At 37.8% G+C, this 16,225-nt stretch carries 12 protein-coding genes; 7 read left to right on the top strand and 5 right to left on the bottom strand.

The features are described 5' to 3' along the window. Positions 1–4: 4 nt before the first annotated feature. Both metG and FQ087_RS00755 read left to right on the top strand, forming a co-directional pair. Entirely contained in the window at positions 5–1,645 is a 1,641-nt protein-coding gene (metG, locus tag FQ087_RS00750) for a methionine--tRNA ligase (protein ID WP_149578668.1), read from the top strand. A gap of 237 nt (positions 1,646–1,882) precedes the next feature. Next, positions 1,883–2,386 (top strand): GNAT family N-acetyltransferase, encoded by a 504-nt coding sequence (locus FQ087_RS00755; RefSeq protein ID WP_149578669.1) that lies wholly within the window; start codon positions 1,883–1,885, stop codon positions 2,384–2,386. Positions 2,387–3,445: 1,059 nt separating this feature from the next. Here FQ087_RS00755 and FQ087_RS00760 read toward each other — a convergent pair. From FQ087_RS00760 to FQ087_RS00770, 3 genes are all read right to left on the bottom strand, one after another. Beyond that, positions 3,446–4,162 carry a 3-ketoacyl-ACP reductase gene (locus FQ087_RS00760; protein ID WP_149578670.1) on the bottom strand — a complete coding sequence of 239 codons (717 nt, stop codon included), beginning with the start codon at positions 4,160–4,162 and terminating at the stop codon, positions 3,446–3,448. 157 nt (positions 4,163–4,319) lie between these two features. Then, a complete protein-coding gene (locus tag FQ087_RS00765; RefSeq protein ID WP_149578671.1) occupies positions 4,320–5,069 on the bottom strand; it encodes a polysaccharide deacetylase family protein in 750 nt (249 codons plus the stop codon). Positions 5,070–5,194: 125 nt separating this feature from the next. After that, a complete protein-coding gene (locus FQ087_RS00770; protein WP_149580690.1) occupies positions 5,195–6,478 on the bottom strand; it encodes a TrkH family potassium uptake protein in 1,284 nt (427 codons plus the stop codon). Positions 6,479–6,775: 297 nt separating this feature from the next. Here FQ087_RS00770 and nhaC point away from each other — a divergent pair, with 297 nt between their 5' ends. Next, positions 6,776–8,230 carry a Na+/H+ antiporter NhaC gene (gene nhaC, locus FQ087_RS00775; protein ID WP_149578672.1) on the top strand — a complete coding sequence of 485 codons (1,455 nt, stop codon included), beginning with the start codon at positions 6,776–6,778 and terminating at the stop codon, positions 8,228–8,230. Positions 8,231–8,299: 69 nt separating this feature from the next. On the opposite strand, the gene FQ087_RS00780 is transcribed toward nhaC, so the two are convergent. Next, the gene (locus tag FQ087_RS00780; RefSeq protein WP_149578673.1) at positions 8,300–9,550 is read right to left on the bottom strand and encodes an HTH domain-containing protein; all 1,251 of its coding nucleotides are present in this window, start codon (positions 9,548–9,550) and stop codon (positions 8,300–8,302) included. A gap of 83 nt (positions 9,551–9,633) precedes the next feature. Between FQ087_RS00780 and FQ087_RS00785 the strand changes: the two genes are divergently transcribed. The 3 genes from FQ087_RS00785 to FQ087_RS00795 all read left to right on the top strand — a co-directional run bounded on the left by FQ087_RS00785 (position 9,634) and on the right by FQ087_RS00795 (position 13,308). After that, positions 9,634–10,746, top strand: coding sequence for a mandelate racemase/muconate lactonizing enzyme family protein (locus FQ087_RS00785; protein ID WP_149578674.1), 1,113 nt, complete (start codon positions 9,634–9,636; stop codon positions 10,744–10,746). Further along, on the top strand, positions 10,743–11,429 hold the full coding sequence (locus FQ087_RS00790) for a GNAT family protein (protein WP_149578675.1): 687 nt from the start codon (positions 10,743–10,745) through the stop codon (positions 11,427–11,429). Before FQ087_RS00785 ends, FQ087_RS00790 begins: the two co-directional genes overlap by 4 nt. Before the next feature lie 190 nt (positions 11,430–11,619). After that, positions 11,620–13,308, top strand: coding sequence for a HAMP domain-containing methyl-accepting chemotaxis protein (locus FQ087_RS00795; RefSeq protein ID WP_149578676.1), 1,689 nt, complete (start codon positions 11,620–11,622; stop codon positions 13,306–13,308). A 54-nt stretch (positions 13,309–13,362) separates the two neighbouring features. Here FQ087_RS00795 and FQ087_RS00800 read toward each other — a convergent pair whose 3' ends face one another. Then, entirely contained in the window at positions 13,363–13,596 is a 234-nt protein-coding gene (locus FQ087_RS00800) for a DUF5342 family protein (protein WP_149578677.1), read from the bottom strand. A gap of 1,230 nt (positions 13,597–14,826) precedes the next feature. Here FQ087_RS00800 and FQ087_RS00805 point away from each other — a divergent pair. Then, positions 14,827–16,224, top strand: a complete 1,398-nt coding sequence (locus tag FQ087_RS00805) for a processed acidic surface protein (protein ID WP_149578678.1) — start codon at positions 14,827–14,829, stop codon at positions 16,222–16,224. The last annotated feature ends 1 nt before the right edge of the window (position 16,225 follow it).

The following is a 16,225-nucleotide window of genomic DNA, read 5'->3' on the forward strand; positions in this document are numbered from 1 at the left end:
TATTTTGAGTATTTTTATTGGAGGAGCTTGGCCCTATGCAAATGGTTCATTGCATCTAGGACATATTGCAGCATTGTTACCTGGTGATATTTTGGCTCGCTATTATCGACTAAAGGGTGAAAGGGTTTTGTATGTATCGGGAAGTGATTGTAACGGGACGCCTATTTCAATTCGGGCTGAACAAGAAGGATTATCTGTAAGAGAAGTGGCAGATCGATATCATAACGAGTTTACCGACTGTTTTACTAAATTAGGATTCACATATGATTTATTTACAAGAACAGATAGTTTGCATCATCATACTACTGTTCAAAGTATCTTTTTGACGTTACTTGAAAACGGTTATCTTTATAAGAAAGAAATTGAACAAATGTATTGTGAGTCTGATAAAAAGTTTCTACCTGATCGTTATGTAGAAGGGGAATGTCCAAACTGCGGGGTGAAATCCCGAGGAGATCAATGTGATAATTGTTCAATGATTTTAGATTCATTGGACTTGATTAACCCTGTTTGTAAGTTATGTGGGAATACGCCAGTCAGAAGGAGATCGGAGCATTTTTATTTTGAATTAAGTCAATTTCAAAAGAACCTCGAAGCTTATGTAGAAAATGCGAAAGTGAACAAGACATGGAGGGAAAATGCGATACAATTTTCAGAACGCTATTTAAAAGAGGGGTTACGTGATCGTGCTGTTTCTAGAGATATTGCAAATGGTGTAAGTATTCCCGTCATTGGATTCGAAAAAAAGAAAATTTACGTATGGATTGAAGCTGTTTCTGGATATTACTCGGCAAGTACAGAATGGGCATGTCAAACTGAAAATGAGGTAAGTAAGTTTTGGGATAAAGACACGGTCTCTTATTATGTCCACGGAAAAGATAACATCCCTTTTCATTCAATTATTTGGCCAGCTATATTAGTAGGTATAAATAATCCTGCATTGCCAACACATATTATTTCTAATGAATATTTGACATTAGAAAAAAAGAAAATATCAACAAGCAATAACTGGGCTGTATGGGTTCCATATATAGTAGATCATTACCACCCTGACTCAATCCGTTATTTCTTGACGACAAATGCTCCAGAAAATCGAGACACAGATTTTTCATGGAGGGAATTTATTTCAAGTCATAACGCTGAACTTCTTGGTGCCTATGGTAACTTCATTAATCGGACATTGAAGTTTTTAGAGAAATCATATGGGGGGCAAATTACAAGCGGAAGCATTAATAAAGAGATAGAGGAAAACATTGATAATTTATACGTAAGTGTTGGAAAGCTAATTGAGGATGGTCATTTCAAGCGAGCGCTTGATGAGATTTTTGATTCAATTCGTTCTGCAAATAGGTATTTTGATCACGAACAACCTTGGAAAAAATTCAAAGAGGATAAAGAATCTTGCAATGATACATTACTTACATGCGTTCATATCATTGCGAATAGCGCACAGTTACTTTCGCCATTTCTTCCATATTCGAGTGAAGAGGTTAGAAAAATGTTGAGTTTACCATCTTTGGAATGGCAAGCTATCAAGAAATCATCTTATGATTTTACTCAAATAAAACCATTATTTGATCGGATTGATACATCCAGGATAGAAGAAGAGTTGGCTGAATTAAAGAAGAAAAGTAACTCGCTCTAATTATCAATAGCTCTCCAATACCCTTGCACGTATCATGACTGTCGATTTAAGTTATTTTAAATAATTTACAGTGAATTTTAAGAATGCTAAACTTAGTTTACCTATCATAATGGATTATAAAGGGATTTTACTCCATTATTTCGGAATAAATATAATGGGAGTATCCGCCAATAACATATACCTATTTTTAATTTTGTCTACTTAATATGGCGTCCAAATTATGATAGGGGTGTAATGATGAGTGAATTGAAAACAGAAAGATTAAGACTAATTCCTTTGAGTGCAGAAAATTTAAAATTACTAATTGATGATCCAAAGGAAATGGAAATAAGATTATCATTAGTTGAATCAGGTAAATTTCTTAGTTCAGAACTTAAACAAGCAATGGAAATAAGACTATCAAAATTGTTAGACGATGAAGAAAACTATTCGTGGTATACCAATTGGTTAATCGTACCGAGAGATGAAAATTGTAATGCTGGAGGAATAATGGTGAAAGGTCTTCCGAATGAAAATGGCGAAGTAGTAATTGGTTACTATACACTTCCTGAATACCAGGGAAATGGTTATATGACGGAAGCGGTTACTACTATAAAAAAGTGGTTGTTAAATCAGTCCTGTGTTATGTCCGTAGTTGCTGATACAGAGAAAGATAATATTCCATCACACAGGGTATTAGAAAAATCAGGTGCAGAAATATATAAAGAAACAGAAGAATTATACTTGTGGAGATTTGTATGAAATAATTTACTTGAACACGTCTGCTGATTAAATAAAAGTAACCAGTAAATAACTTGAATACTCCTGGCCGCTACTAGTATAGTTGCGCTTTTGGATCGCTTTAGATTGAATGACTTCTATTACGATTTCCGTGATGTCTGGATGTGTAGGGATGCGACTTTGTCGCATCCCTACACATTTTTTTCGGTAATCGTAAGGTTGTCCTTCATCCGTCGCGCTCCAAATACATAAGTACACAGAGTGCTGAATCTTTTTGGGACGAAAGAATCGCTGGCTTCTTACCTGGAGAAAAGCCGCCAAAGATGCAATTTTGGCGGCTGATGCTTTCTTTATGGTTTTTTCGAATTTATTTAAAGAAGTGTCACTTTCTACAGGGAATCACATGATTAGATGCATAATCTTTGCTAAAAGTAAGCAAGGAACACATTGTACAAAGTACAAGAGTGCCCGAAATTGTATCTTCGGGCACTTACAATTTCTATAGAAAGTCATCTATTCTTTTCTTTCCAAGTAACTGCAATTTTTACTTGAAGATTGTAGGAACACGACAGGCAACTATTCGCAACAGTATTACTGAAAAGAGTGTGGCTAGAAGTGACGGAGTCACTTCTAGCCACACATGCCCATCGAGTAATGAATTGCGATTCCCCCTTAAACCTGTCATGAATAGTTCGCCGAGAGCGAGCTGAAAATGGAGGTTATCAAACCCTTCTCACCAGTCTTAATTTCATCAAGATCAGGGAGTAGCCATATGGATAATGGGAATCAAGCTTAAATAATAATTGACGAACAACAAGATATTGATGATAAAAAATGCGGAAAAAGAAATAATATAAATGTGGAAGTAAACAATAGTGAGATAGTAACGTCGTGGCAAAGAAAGGGTGGAAGGTAATTCAGGTTTTACATAAATTCGATAAACTTAATTCCTTGTTTAATCCAAAGAATGAGTGATTTATAATGAAAAATGGCTGTACCTACTGTTGTAATCACATATATTAAAACAAAAGGACCTAGAAAAGGTCCTTTTGCTTTAAAGAAATTTCAGTTGAAGTTCTATTAAGGATTCGTAGACCATAAACCAGCAGATTTAACAAGAATACGCGGGTGTAATTTCAACTGTGCGACCATAACTTCAGCAAGATCTTCCGGTTGCATTACTTTATCAGGATTGCCGTCCGTCAAGTTTTCACTGAAAGCTAAGTCTGTAGCAACCGTGCTCGGTGTTAATGCGCTGACGCGGATATTATGCTTTCTTACTTCAAGCATAAGTGATTCTGTAAGCCCGAGAACACCGAATTTAGATGCGCTGTATGCGCTTGTAACAGGTGCCCCTTTTTGACCGGCAGTAGAGGAGATATTAATAATGTCGCCTGATTCTCTTTCGATCATTTCTGGTAGAACAGCTCTTGTGACATAATACACACCCATCAGGTTAACATCGATTATATTTTTGAATTCTTCCGGTGAAAGTTCAAGGAACTTGCCGAATTTACCAATGCCTGCATTATTAATGAGGATATCAATTGGACCAAGCTCTGATTTGATATGTTCGACTGCAGCAATGACCGACTCATTATCTGATACATCTGCAGTTGCCATAGTTACGTCAACTCCGTATTCACGAAGTTCTTCTGCAACCTTCTCAAGATTAGCAGCCGTTTTTCCGATAAGTCCTACATTTATGCCTTCTTGAGCAAAAGCGATGGCTGTCGCGCGGCCGATACCTCGACCTGCTCCAGTGATTATGGCATTTTTACCTTTTATATTTTGCATACTTAACACTCCCTCTATGAAATTTTCTACATAGAGCAGTATAACAAATATAGCGTGAATTAGTGTCAGCGGTGATTATCAGAAGTGTTCGGGAGTCACTGAGACATAAAAAGTGGTATCACTAGCAGATGCCACTCGCAATTCGTTACTAAGCCCTTCATTTCAATAAATTATCTTTTTGATTTGATACTTTACTACCGTTTCTAGCCCAAAGTTCAGATATCGTTACAAACTCATAGCCCTGCTTTTTAAGTGCAGGTAGTATTTCCTCGAGTGCTTGCACAGTTTGTGAACGATCTCCGCCCGCATCATGAAATAAAACGACATCACCTGGTTTAGCTCCTGATAATACGGTTGATACAATTTTATTTACCCCTGGTCTTTGCCAATCTTTTGTATCTTGATGCCATGACCACATAACTACCTTAAACCCATTCTCTACAGCAATATTAATAATACGATCATTGTAGCTTCCACCTACGGGCCGATATAACGTCGGATAAATACCGGTAATGTCATAAATGGCTTCATTGGTCTTTATTAATTCATTTTTAAGCACTTCTGCAGTTCTTGAATAGGGATGGCTGTACGTATGATTGGCTATTTCATGGCCTTCATCTTTTTCTCTGAGGATAATAGCAGGAAATTTTTTCACGTGATCACCAATAACAAAAAATGTAGCCTTCGCACTATATTTATCAAGCACATCTAAAATTTGTGGTGTATAAGTAGCGTGTGGACCATCGTCAAATGTTAGAGCAATGATTTTCTCTTCTGTCTTGATATCCCAAAGTACATACCCTTTATCTTCGTAATAAGGCCTATCTTTCTCGGTTGCAAATGAAACATAAGCGATAGAAAAAAACATAACACTAAGGATTCCTATTTTTAATCCCCAATACTTCATGCATTATTCCTCCTTGCCTTGCTATTTTGGCAGAGGATTTTTTTGTGTTTGTGTCCTCGCAAATAGTGTTTGTCAAAGACGAAGGATTATACGGAATTTTTTTTGTGTTTGTGGTCATTTTATTTTCACCCAGATTGAACTTGGTCGTAAGGATAACGGAAAGATTCTTTTTTCGGTTTTAACAGTAAAAAGAATAATGTTAGTGGACCAATCCGACCTAAAAACATTACTGCACATAATAGCACTCTTCCAATATCACTAAAGTCTTCGGTTACACCCATTGATAATCCTACTGTTCCAAATGCTGAAAAGACTTCGAATGCGAGAGGGAAAATTGGGATAGTTTCTGTAATGGTCAATAAAAATATAAAAATAAAAACAATCATGGTACTAACCGTTGCGATTGCCAATGATCGAAAGATGATGTCAAATTTAATCGTTCTCCCAAAAAGATGAGGTTCCCGTATGGATCTAAAATAGGAGATGGTGGCTAAGACAATAATCATAAATGTGGTCAATTTAATCCCCGATGCAGTTGAAGCACTACCTCCTCCGATGAACATAAGGAACATTGTAAAAAGCAAGGAGGAATCTTCCATTTCACCAATCGAGATTGTATTAAAACCGGCAGTACGGGGGGAAACCGCTTGGAAATAAGATGCTAATAGTTTATCGGACATTGAAAAGTCAGCGATAGTAAGGACATTGTTAAACTCAAGAACAAAGATTGTCATAGTGGCAACGCAATTTAATGCAATCGTTCCAGTAATCATCATCTTTGTATGAAGTGACCAATGTACAAACGACTTTTTTTTAATAAGATCTAACACAACTACAAACCCGAGTCCTCCAATAATGAGTAATGAGGAGAGTACAAGATTAACGAGCGGATCGTTAACAAATTGAACAAGATTATCAGGGAATAATGAAAAACCAGCATTGTTAAATGCTGAGATGACATGAAAAATACTGTAATAAATCCCATCTTGCAACCCAAAAGTGGGTATCCAATAGAACGACAGGATAATAATGGCGATCCCTTCAACAATCAGAACAAAAAGTAAAATTTGACGAACGAATTTAACCATTCCTCCGAGAGTTTGAAAACTGAAGGATTCTTGTAGATAAATTCTGTTCTGCATCCCAATTTTTCGCCCAAGCAATAAAAGAATCGCTACGGCAAATACCATCAAGCCAATTCCGCCCAATTGAATAAGAGACAGTAAAATAATTTCTCCAAATAATGTGAGTGTAGAGCCAGGGTCGAATACAATTAGCCCGGTCACTGTTGTTGCGGACGTAACAGTAAAGAGCGCATCTATCCAGGAAATCGGTTGTTCAGTTGCAATTGGCAATTTCAAAAGTAAAGTGCCGATAAGAATTAGCAGAAGGAAATTACCGGCAATCATGACTGGGGGAGAGATATGTCGTCTATACTTCTTGTTTATGTTCAAAGACAATCTCCCTTCTCTACTAAATGAAATGGATTTAATTGTTAATACTTATACTATGAATTATAAATCATTAAATGTATATAGACTTCAAAAGGTGATGGTCTAGTATGAAATCTTTTAATAGTTGAAACCGCTTACAAAAAATACGGAAATACTGTTGACTTTGTTTCGTACAGCACTTAATATATTTATTAACGACTATTAAGCGACAGTTAATAATTTTTGGAAAACTTAAATCTGGGGGGTATATGAATGGAACATCAACAAGAAAAAAAGATTGGTTTTTGGATGGCGCTACTTCCCTTAGTTGTCATGATTGTTGTCATGATCTTTACGGTTGTTAAATTAGAGCAAGGCCCTCATATTCCATTGATAATTGGAACGTCGACTGCTGCTATTGTAGCTTGGAGAGCCGGTTTTACTTGGAAAGAAATTGAGGAAATGATGTATAAAGGGATTCGTTTGGCACTTCCAGCTGTTGTTATCATTATTTTGGTGGGGCTGACTATTGGAGCGTGGATGGGCGGCGGAATTGTCGCCACAATGATTTATTATGGTTTGCAAATCATTACACCTGCATGGTTTCTCGTTACAATTTGTCTTATTTGTGCAATTGTCTCTTTGGCAATTGGTAGCTCATGGTCGACGATGGGAACAATCGGCGTAGCGGGAATGGGAATCGGTTTAAGTATGGGGATTCCAGCAGGCATGATTGCGGGTGCAATTATATCAGGCGCCTACTTTGGGGATAAAATGTCACCGCTTTCAGATACTACGAATTTAGCAGCAGGGTTAACGGGGACGGATTTGTTTGATCATATCAAGCACATGTTTTACACGACGATACCTGGCTTAGCTATTGCACTTGGCGTTTATGCCTTTTTAGGAAATCGTTTTGCAGCGAACAATATTGAAGTAGTAGAAATTGCGCAAACAGCACAAGTGTTAAAAGAGAGTTTTGTCATTTCACCGTGGTTGATGCTTGTACCATTGGCTGTTGTTGTACTTGTTGCTGTAAAAGTACCTGCTATACCTGCACTTGTAATCGGAATTGTACTTGGATTCTTGTCACAAATATTTGTGCAAGGTGGCACGCTTGTTGGGGGAATTGAGGCTTTACAAAGTGGGTTCACAATTGCCACAGGTAATGTAATGGTAGATGCTTTGTTTAACGGTGGGGGCTTGGATTCGATGATGTATACCGTCTCCATGACCATTGTTGCCATGACGTTTGGTGGGATTCTAGAGTTTTCAGGCATGCTTATGTCATTAATGAATCAGCTACTTAAAGTTGTTAAGTCTTCTGCATCGTTAATTATCTCGACAATCGGGGCTTGTTTCTTAACAAATGCATCCTGTTCAGAGCAATATATCTCAATCGTCGTTCCATCACGGATGTTCAGTAAAGCGTATCAAAATATGGGCTTGCATTCGAAAAACTTATCCCGTGCACTTGAAGACGGTGGAACGCTAACTTCTGTTTTCATCCCATGGAATACGTGCGGTGTATTCATTTTCGGGACATTAGGTGTTAGTGTCGTCCAATACGGTCCATATGCAATACTGAATTTGGTTGTTCCGTTGATATCCATAATTTATGCATTAACAGGTTTTTCAATTGTAAAATTGACTGAACAAGAAAAGGAAAAAATTGCTGCAGAAGACCTGAAAGATGAGCAGATGAATGAAGAAATAAATCCTGCTTGATAGCTGGCGCTGGAGTCTAGAGGAAAAAGAATGGAAAGCTCACGTTACATTGTGAACTTTCCATTCTTTTTAAAAATAAGGATGAAAGTTAAATTCATATAAAGCACGTGGCCTTCCTTGTTTATATGCCATTTCTTCACCAATGATTGTCGCATAATTATGGTCGACAAGTTTTTTTAACGTACGTTCTGCGGTTCTTCGTGAGACGTCTAAATATAGTGCCAAATCATTTGCGGTGAATTGTTTCGTTTGACGAACTAGACTGTACTGCATCAGTTTGGAAATATTTGCAGGACTGAGCTTGGTTTTTTCTGCCATCTCCACGAGAGCTGGTTCGGTAGTTTTCATCTCTACTGCTGCGCCTGATTGTGGAAATGGGCCATGCAATCTTTTGTTTGAATCTAGCATATAAAAAGAATGACCATCACTTTGCTGTATAAGATTGAGCGCGAAATTTGCGTTTTCGGTTGCGTCAATGAATGATTCACCACATCCGAACGCCATTTTTGCTTTAGTGGCAAGTGAATGGAAAGCAACTAGGAATTCCTTGTTTTTTATAGCGGATTCGATGTTTCCCATCGAAGTGTACAGAGTGAAATCTCCATCATGCTCACTCCAACGTGCCTGCATGATGGACGCCATTTTAGCGATGAATGTTTCAACATCTTGTCGCGGAGAAATTGCTTTTACAATTCCGACTGCAATCTGGGCAGAATTACTTTTTTGCAACAATGCTTGCTGTCTCGCTTGTTCAATACTTCGAAGGATGGTATTTTCAGGGTCAATCATCTTACATGTAGGAATGTTTTGCTGTCGTAGTTGCTCGTAAACAGCATGGACACTCGTAATCGCCATATCTGTTTTTCCTTGTATAGAAAGGGTTTGGTGATAGGACGTTATGGTAGAGATTTTTTCATCATCGTGTAGCAAGTGAACGAAAGGTAGATTCACACTTTGGCCTAAATCATTGAGCACATGGTCAATATAGGCTTGCTCACGGACGTCGATGGATACGCGGCACAAATTCTGCTGATTTTGTGCTGACAACTGAAGTAATGTAATGGCGACTGCCGTTTCGTCTTGTTGTAGATAAACGGCTGGAATAGATAGGTTATCGAGTAGCTTCTTTGAATAAGAGTAAGGTAGTGAACCTGAAAATAAAATGACATCACACGGTTTAAGTGTCTGCAGTAAACGGGGGGCCTCACTGGGTTCAGCGTAGCGATACCAGTTAAGTTCAATATCTTTTCGATTGCTGACTAGTTGTTCTGTACGATGGCAAAAATCAGTTGATCCGATAACTGCGATTTTAATTTTCACGATGAACCTCCAATAATTAGCGACTATTTAACGACAATGATACAATGAAAAGAAGAATTTGCCAACAGAAAGGATTTGGAATTATGAAAATAAGAGAAATTGAAATTTATGCGATTCATTTACCGCTTTATGAACCCTTTGTTATCAGTTATGCGACTTACGATTACATGCCCTCTATCATTGTGAAAATAACAACGGATACTGGTTTAATCGGCTACGGAGAAGGTGTTGCGGATGAGCACGTAACGGGCGAGAGTTGGAAAGGTACTTTTGCAATCTTAAGAAATACCCTTGCACCAAAGCTTATAGGTGAAAATCCTATGAATATGGAGCGAATTCATGAACTGATGGATTCCGAAATTTACGGTGTCCCAACAGCGAAAGCCGCAATTGATATTGCGTGCTATGATGTTGCAGGAAAAGCACTTGGCGTCCCAGTCTATAATCTTCTTGGAGGAAGATATCACGAAGAGTTTCCGATTACGCATGTACTGAGCATTGCAGCTCCGGAAGCAATGGCGAATGAAGCAGAAGAACGCGTAGCTGCTGGATACCGTTCGATGAAAATGAAGGTCGGTACCAATGTTGCAGATGACGTGTTACGTATTCAAGCGGTACGAGAGCGTGTAGGTGAAGATATTGCGATTCGTGTCGATGTGAACCAGGGATGGGTAAATAGCGCCAATACACTACAAGGTCTCCAAAAGCTGCAGGACTGTTCACTCGATTGGTTGGAGCAGCCTGTACGAGCTGACGATATAGACGGTATGGTCGAAGTGAAGTCTAAATCTTCAACTCCGATGATGATTGACGAGGGCATGCGAGGCGTGCGTGACATGAGAGAAATCATTGCCAAACGTGCTGCTGATAAAGTGAACATTAAACTTATGAAGTGCGGAGGTATTTATCCGGCGACCAAGCTGGCACATATGGCGGAAATGGCGGGAATCGAGTGTCAAATAGGTTCGATGGTTGAATCTTCTATCGGATCTGCTGCTGGGTTTCATGTAGCTTTTTCGAAAAAGATTATTACAAGTGTGGAATTAACAGGTCCGCTTAAGTTCAGCAAAGACGTTGGGAATTTACATTATGACGTTCCATTTATCCGTTTGAACGGGAAGCCAGGACTAGGAATCGACATTAATGAGCAAGTGTTGCAAGAACTGACAGTGTTCTCAGAGAAGGTAAGTATATGAAACAAAAGTATCTTCTGAAAAATGGGCGTGAATTTAGTATCGTAAGCTTAACAGTAGATCAGCTCGATGAAATCCTGATACTTCAGCGAAAAGTGATTGAATCGTTATCTACGGGTTCATTTTTACAGCCGTTGACGGAAGAAGAGTTTAGCTATATTTTAAACGGTAAAGGGCTAATGATTGGTGCTTATTATAATGAACAACTGATTGCGTTCCGAGCAATGCTTGAGCCTGAGTTGGATGAAGAGCATCTTGGGAAGGATGCGAGGCTGCCTAGAAGTGAGTGGCCACTTGTTCTATATTCCGAAATCTCGAATGTCGACCCAGAATTCCAAGGCAATGGCCTACAAGTGTTATTGGGGAAACATTTAATGAAGGAAGTCGTTCATCAACAGCGGTTCCGCTATATTTGCACTACAGTTGCTCCTTTTAATATTGCCAGCTTGAAAGATAAATTTGCTCATGGCATGCAGATTGTCGAGCTTAAAGTGAAATACGACAACTTGCTTAGATATATTTTGATGAAAGATTTAGCGCTTCCTTTTACTGAAAAAGATACGCCGGAAAGCCGGTATGTCTTAATGGCTGATACAGAAGAACAACAGTTGTATCTACGAGGTGGCTGGAGGGGGACGAAAATTGAACTAGTGGATGACCAGTGGGTTGTTCGTTTTGAGAAGTAATCTTAGTGTGAAAAACACCCCGTTTTTTGTTAAATAGGGTGTTTTTGTGAATTGATTTAATAATTACGAGTGAATTCCTCGTGATTAGGAGGTAATTCCTATGACGTGATAATTATTTTTGGTAACTATACTCCTACTTTAATATGAGTTATACTAATGAATGGGTTTAAAATGTGGGGGGTAAATTTAAATGAAATTCTCAGTTGGGAAAAAATTGTGGAGCGGATTCTTATCTGTTCTTCTTTTACTGATTATAGTGGGGGCTTCGGGTTTTTGGTCGCTATCTAAAGTAAATAATGAATATCGTTCTATTCTTGATGAACAAGTAACAAAAGCTGTGTTACTTGAAAAGTTATTATCCACACAGTATGCAATTTCGACTGATGTTCGGGGTTTCTTATTGTTTGAAAGCAACTCGTTTCTGGAAAAAAGAGAAAAATTGATTGAGACTTTTGATCAATTCTGGGGAACGGTAAATAAGTTGAGTCAGACAGATTCCGAACGAGTATTAATTAACGAAATAAAAGAGACACATGAAAGTTATATTGAAACTACAAATTTAGCTATCAGTGAATTTAATAATGCCAATACTGAAAAAGCACTCAATATTACCTTGGATGCTGATGTCTTTCAGGTCATACTTACAGAGCAAATCAATGACTTGATTTATAACCAAAATGAATTAATGAAACAAGTGAATCAAGAGATTGTAGATTTAATAAAGCAGACACGTATATTTACCGTGGGATTGATAGTGGCAGCAATTCTTTTAAGTATTACTGTAGCAATCGTGATTAGTCGAAGTGTTGCACGACCAGTCGGCAAGATGACAGATGCACTTTTGGAGATTGCTGATGGAAATCTTGCGATTGAGCCGGTAACAATTCGTAATAAAGATGAGATAGGTGAAATGGCAACTGCATTAAACAGTATGACAAAAGACCTTCATGCAATCATTACGAATGCAAATGATTCTGCCATCCAGTTAGCTGCTCAAGCGGAAGAGTTGTCTGCTAGTTCGGAAGAGAGTTTAGCAGCATCTGAAATGGTTGCTGAGATTTCGGAGAAAAACTTGTTCGGAAGCGAATCGCAAGTTGCCATTGTGAATGAAACGGTTTCAGCCATAGGAGAAGTAGTAATAGGCATCAACCGAATTACGGAAGATAATGAAGCCATGCTTCTTTCATCTGAAGACGTGGTCCAACTGGTCCAAGAGGGAGCGTCTCTAATGGAGGATGTTAACGGCCAAATGACTATCATCAGTACAGCTATTGGGCAGTCAGCGGGCATTATGAACGGTATGGCAAATTATTCGGAGGAAATCAGGAAAGTGACGTCGCTCATTACGGATATCGCTGAACAGACCAACTTGCTGGCGCTCAATGCGGCAATTGAAGCGGCTCGTGCTGGTGAGCATGGAAAAGGCTTCGCTGTTGTAGCAGAAGAAGTACGAAATCTTGCTGAACAGTCGAAACGATCCGCCGGAGAAATCGGTAATATGATTGACAGGATGATTGGCAACGTTTCGGAGGCTGTTGCTAGCACGAAAGATGGAAGTCAACGTGTTGAAGAGGGGCTTGTTGTGACGGAACGCACGCGCGATGTATTCAACAGAATTGAACGGGCGGCAAGCGACGTAGGTGAAAAAGTGACAGCAGTTTCCGCCGCAATTCAACAGATCCGTACAATGACAGACGAAGTATCTAATGGTTCTTCGAAAGTACAAGACCTCGCCATGGAATCGTCGGCAGCAGCCCAGTCAACAAGTGCCGCAACTGAACAACAGCTTGCTGCAAATGAAGAGATATCTTCAAGTGCCCAAGTACTTGCGGGGCTTTCAGAGAAATTGCAAAGCGATATGGGTAGATTTAAAGTTTAATATGCAAGAAACCAAACAAGCTGATTGCCGCGTGCAGTCAGCTTGTTTTGTAAGCTATGCATTTTTGCATGGACAAAGTAACTTTTGCATTATAGTAGCTACAATGGATTCTAATTTCCCTAATTGTTGTGATCCGATTTTGTTAAATGGATGTGGATTGAACCAGTCGATCACACCTTTGTGATAGATCCCTTGAAAATTGTTACCTTGATAGTTTAATGAAAATGAATACCGTTCGTGAAATTGATTTTGAAATAGTATTTTTGTGAGTTGAAATTTAGTTATCATAGTAATCGCCTCCGATTTTAGTAGTTAATAAAACAAGTTCCTAATGAAAAATGCTAAAAGTCTTGATGAAATGTATGTAAGTTGTCCTGCTATTAAAGAATAGCGTTTATTTATTACAGGTACATGAAATTCACATGAGAGTTTAATGAGAAATCGTCTTTTCTTTTGTAATGAATCACGCCTGATGATTAACCAAAGTAACAAGTAAATAACTTGACCACCCCCTTACTGACACTTATAGGTGAGCTTTTGGATCGCTTTGAATTGAATGACTTCTAGTACGATTACCTAGGGATGCGACTTTGTCGCATCCCTAGGTAATCGTATGGTTGTCCTTCATCCGTCGCGCTCCAAATGCTTAAGTACACAGAGTGCTGGAGCTTTCTCTATGGTTTTTTCTTATTTACTTATATAGAAGTATCACTTTCTATAGGGCATAACATGATTAAATGCATATTCTTTTATAAAAGTAAGTAATGAACACGTTGTACAAAGTACTAAAGTGCCCGAAACTGTATCTTCGGGCACTTACAATTCCGATATAAAATCGTCTATTTTTTTCTTTCAAACAAAACAAGCTGATTGCCGTGTGCAGTCAGCTTGTTTTGTCAGCTATGCTTTTTTGCATGGACAAAGAAACTTTTACATTTTAGCAGTTATACTGGACTCAACATTTCCAAATAGGTTTACCTCAAGTTTGTTTAAGAGATTTGGATTGAACCAATTGATATCTCCTTAGTGATAGATATCTTGACACTCGTTCTCGAGGACCTTTATTGAAATTGCAGACCTTAGGTTTTATTAAGGTTGCTATTACAAACCGAGGAATATTCTTCTTTTAGTTATATTCATAGTTTATAAGGATATAAAAAATCCTTTATAAATATTCTTTTTTTGTATGTGATTTTATATGGGGAATTCAGTATAAAAACAGAAACTTAGACGGAAAGAGAACTAATATAATTAGTGTTCGGTAATTCGGTTAAATATGTATCTGCATTAACTATTAATGTGAGAGATAGCAACTCGAACCATCTAAAAAAGAAAAATAGACAACCGTGACAGATAAAAAAATAGAAGAAACACCTCTCGATAAGTTTCCAAATACCATTATGAATCAGGTGGATTTCTTTTATTTTTGTAAAAAATTTCCGCATTGTTAAATTCTTGTTTTTACTTTATAATTTTATAGAAACATAGAAGTGTTACGAAAAGGAGAAAAGAAAAAACATGAAAAAACTGTGTGCCATTTTACTTTCAATTACGTTGTTAATTAGCTTTTTTCCTCAATTAACATTGGCCGCTCAAAGCAATAATTTTGAGCAAGAACTTACAAAGTATTTAAAAAAAGTTAGCAAAGTAAGGGGGTTTGAAGTGACGAAAGATGATATTGAAACGTCTCTTTCTGCTTACGATGAGTCTGTCAAAAACTTCCAATCTATTGATGAGCTTAAGGATGCTTTAGGCGAAGTTATTAAAGCGGATTTAAGTAATTTAGATTCCATTTATGAAGATAATAATCTTACTAAAGATGGTTTAGTAAAACTATTAAACGAGAATGGCGAAGAACTGAATGATTATATCTTTATCTGGAACCTCGAGGAATCTGTTTATTTCTATACAGAAGAGGGCGACTTTGAACGCGACCCATACTTTGACCAAGATTTAGTCAGTTATCTAGTCAAGGTTAGCGAGGTAAGAGGTTTCGACGTAACAAAAGAAGATATCGAAACATCATTAGATTCCTATGATTTAAGCACTGAAGAATTTGAATCTGTCGAAGAGCTTAGCGAATTTTTAGGTGAAGTCATTAAGGCAGACCTAAGCAATTTAGATTATTTTAACGAGAATTATGACCTAGATAAACAATCTCTACTTCAATTATTAGAGGAAAACGGTGAAGATATTAGCAATTATATATACATTGATAATCTTGAAATAACTGTTTGGACTATTAATGGTGGGGCAACGAACGGTGACATTATTGAGGGTCTTCTTCCTATTTTTGAGGAAGATTTTGGACTAACGGAAGTGGAACTACAGCGAATTACAGACCATTTAGAGTCCTTAGAAAAGCACCTGTCCGATCCAGCAACGCTTAAGCGTCTTGAAGAATTAGGCAACCGCATGATGGCTTTTGAGGAATTTGATGTAGCAACCGAACTAACAGCTAAACAAATAGCTGAAATGGCATCTATCTATGAAGAATTACTTTCAATCTTTGAACTTAATGTATCCTATTCCCTTGTGAAAAGTGGTTCAGAATCACCTGTTTCTCTTTTGGATTTAATGAAATTAGAACAATTGAAGGATGCTAGTCTTAAAATAGCGATATACACTACTGGCGGAAAGTTCTTAGCCGATCTTTTGATCACGGGTGATATGATCGATTCTGACACTATTATTAATGCAGGAGAACAAATAACGGAATCCGCTAAAGATTTTACAAAGGCACCAGTTGCTAAACCAGTAAAACAAAACATCAGTAGTTATACGAAATCGGAACATCAAACAGTAAAAGGTGCTAAACTTCCAAAGACTGCATCCGATTATATCTCTAATGCTCTTCTAGGACTATTCATTGTCTTAATCGGAAGCATGATGTTTAGAAAAGTAAGGAAAGCTTAAT

It is taken from the genome of Sporosarcina sp. ANT_H38, from assembly GCF_008369195.1.
Lineage (GTDB): Bacteria > Bacillota > Bacilli > Bacillales_A > Planococcaceae > Sporosarcina.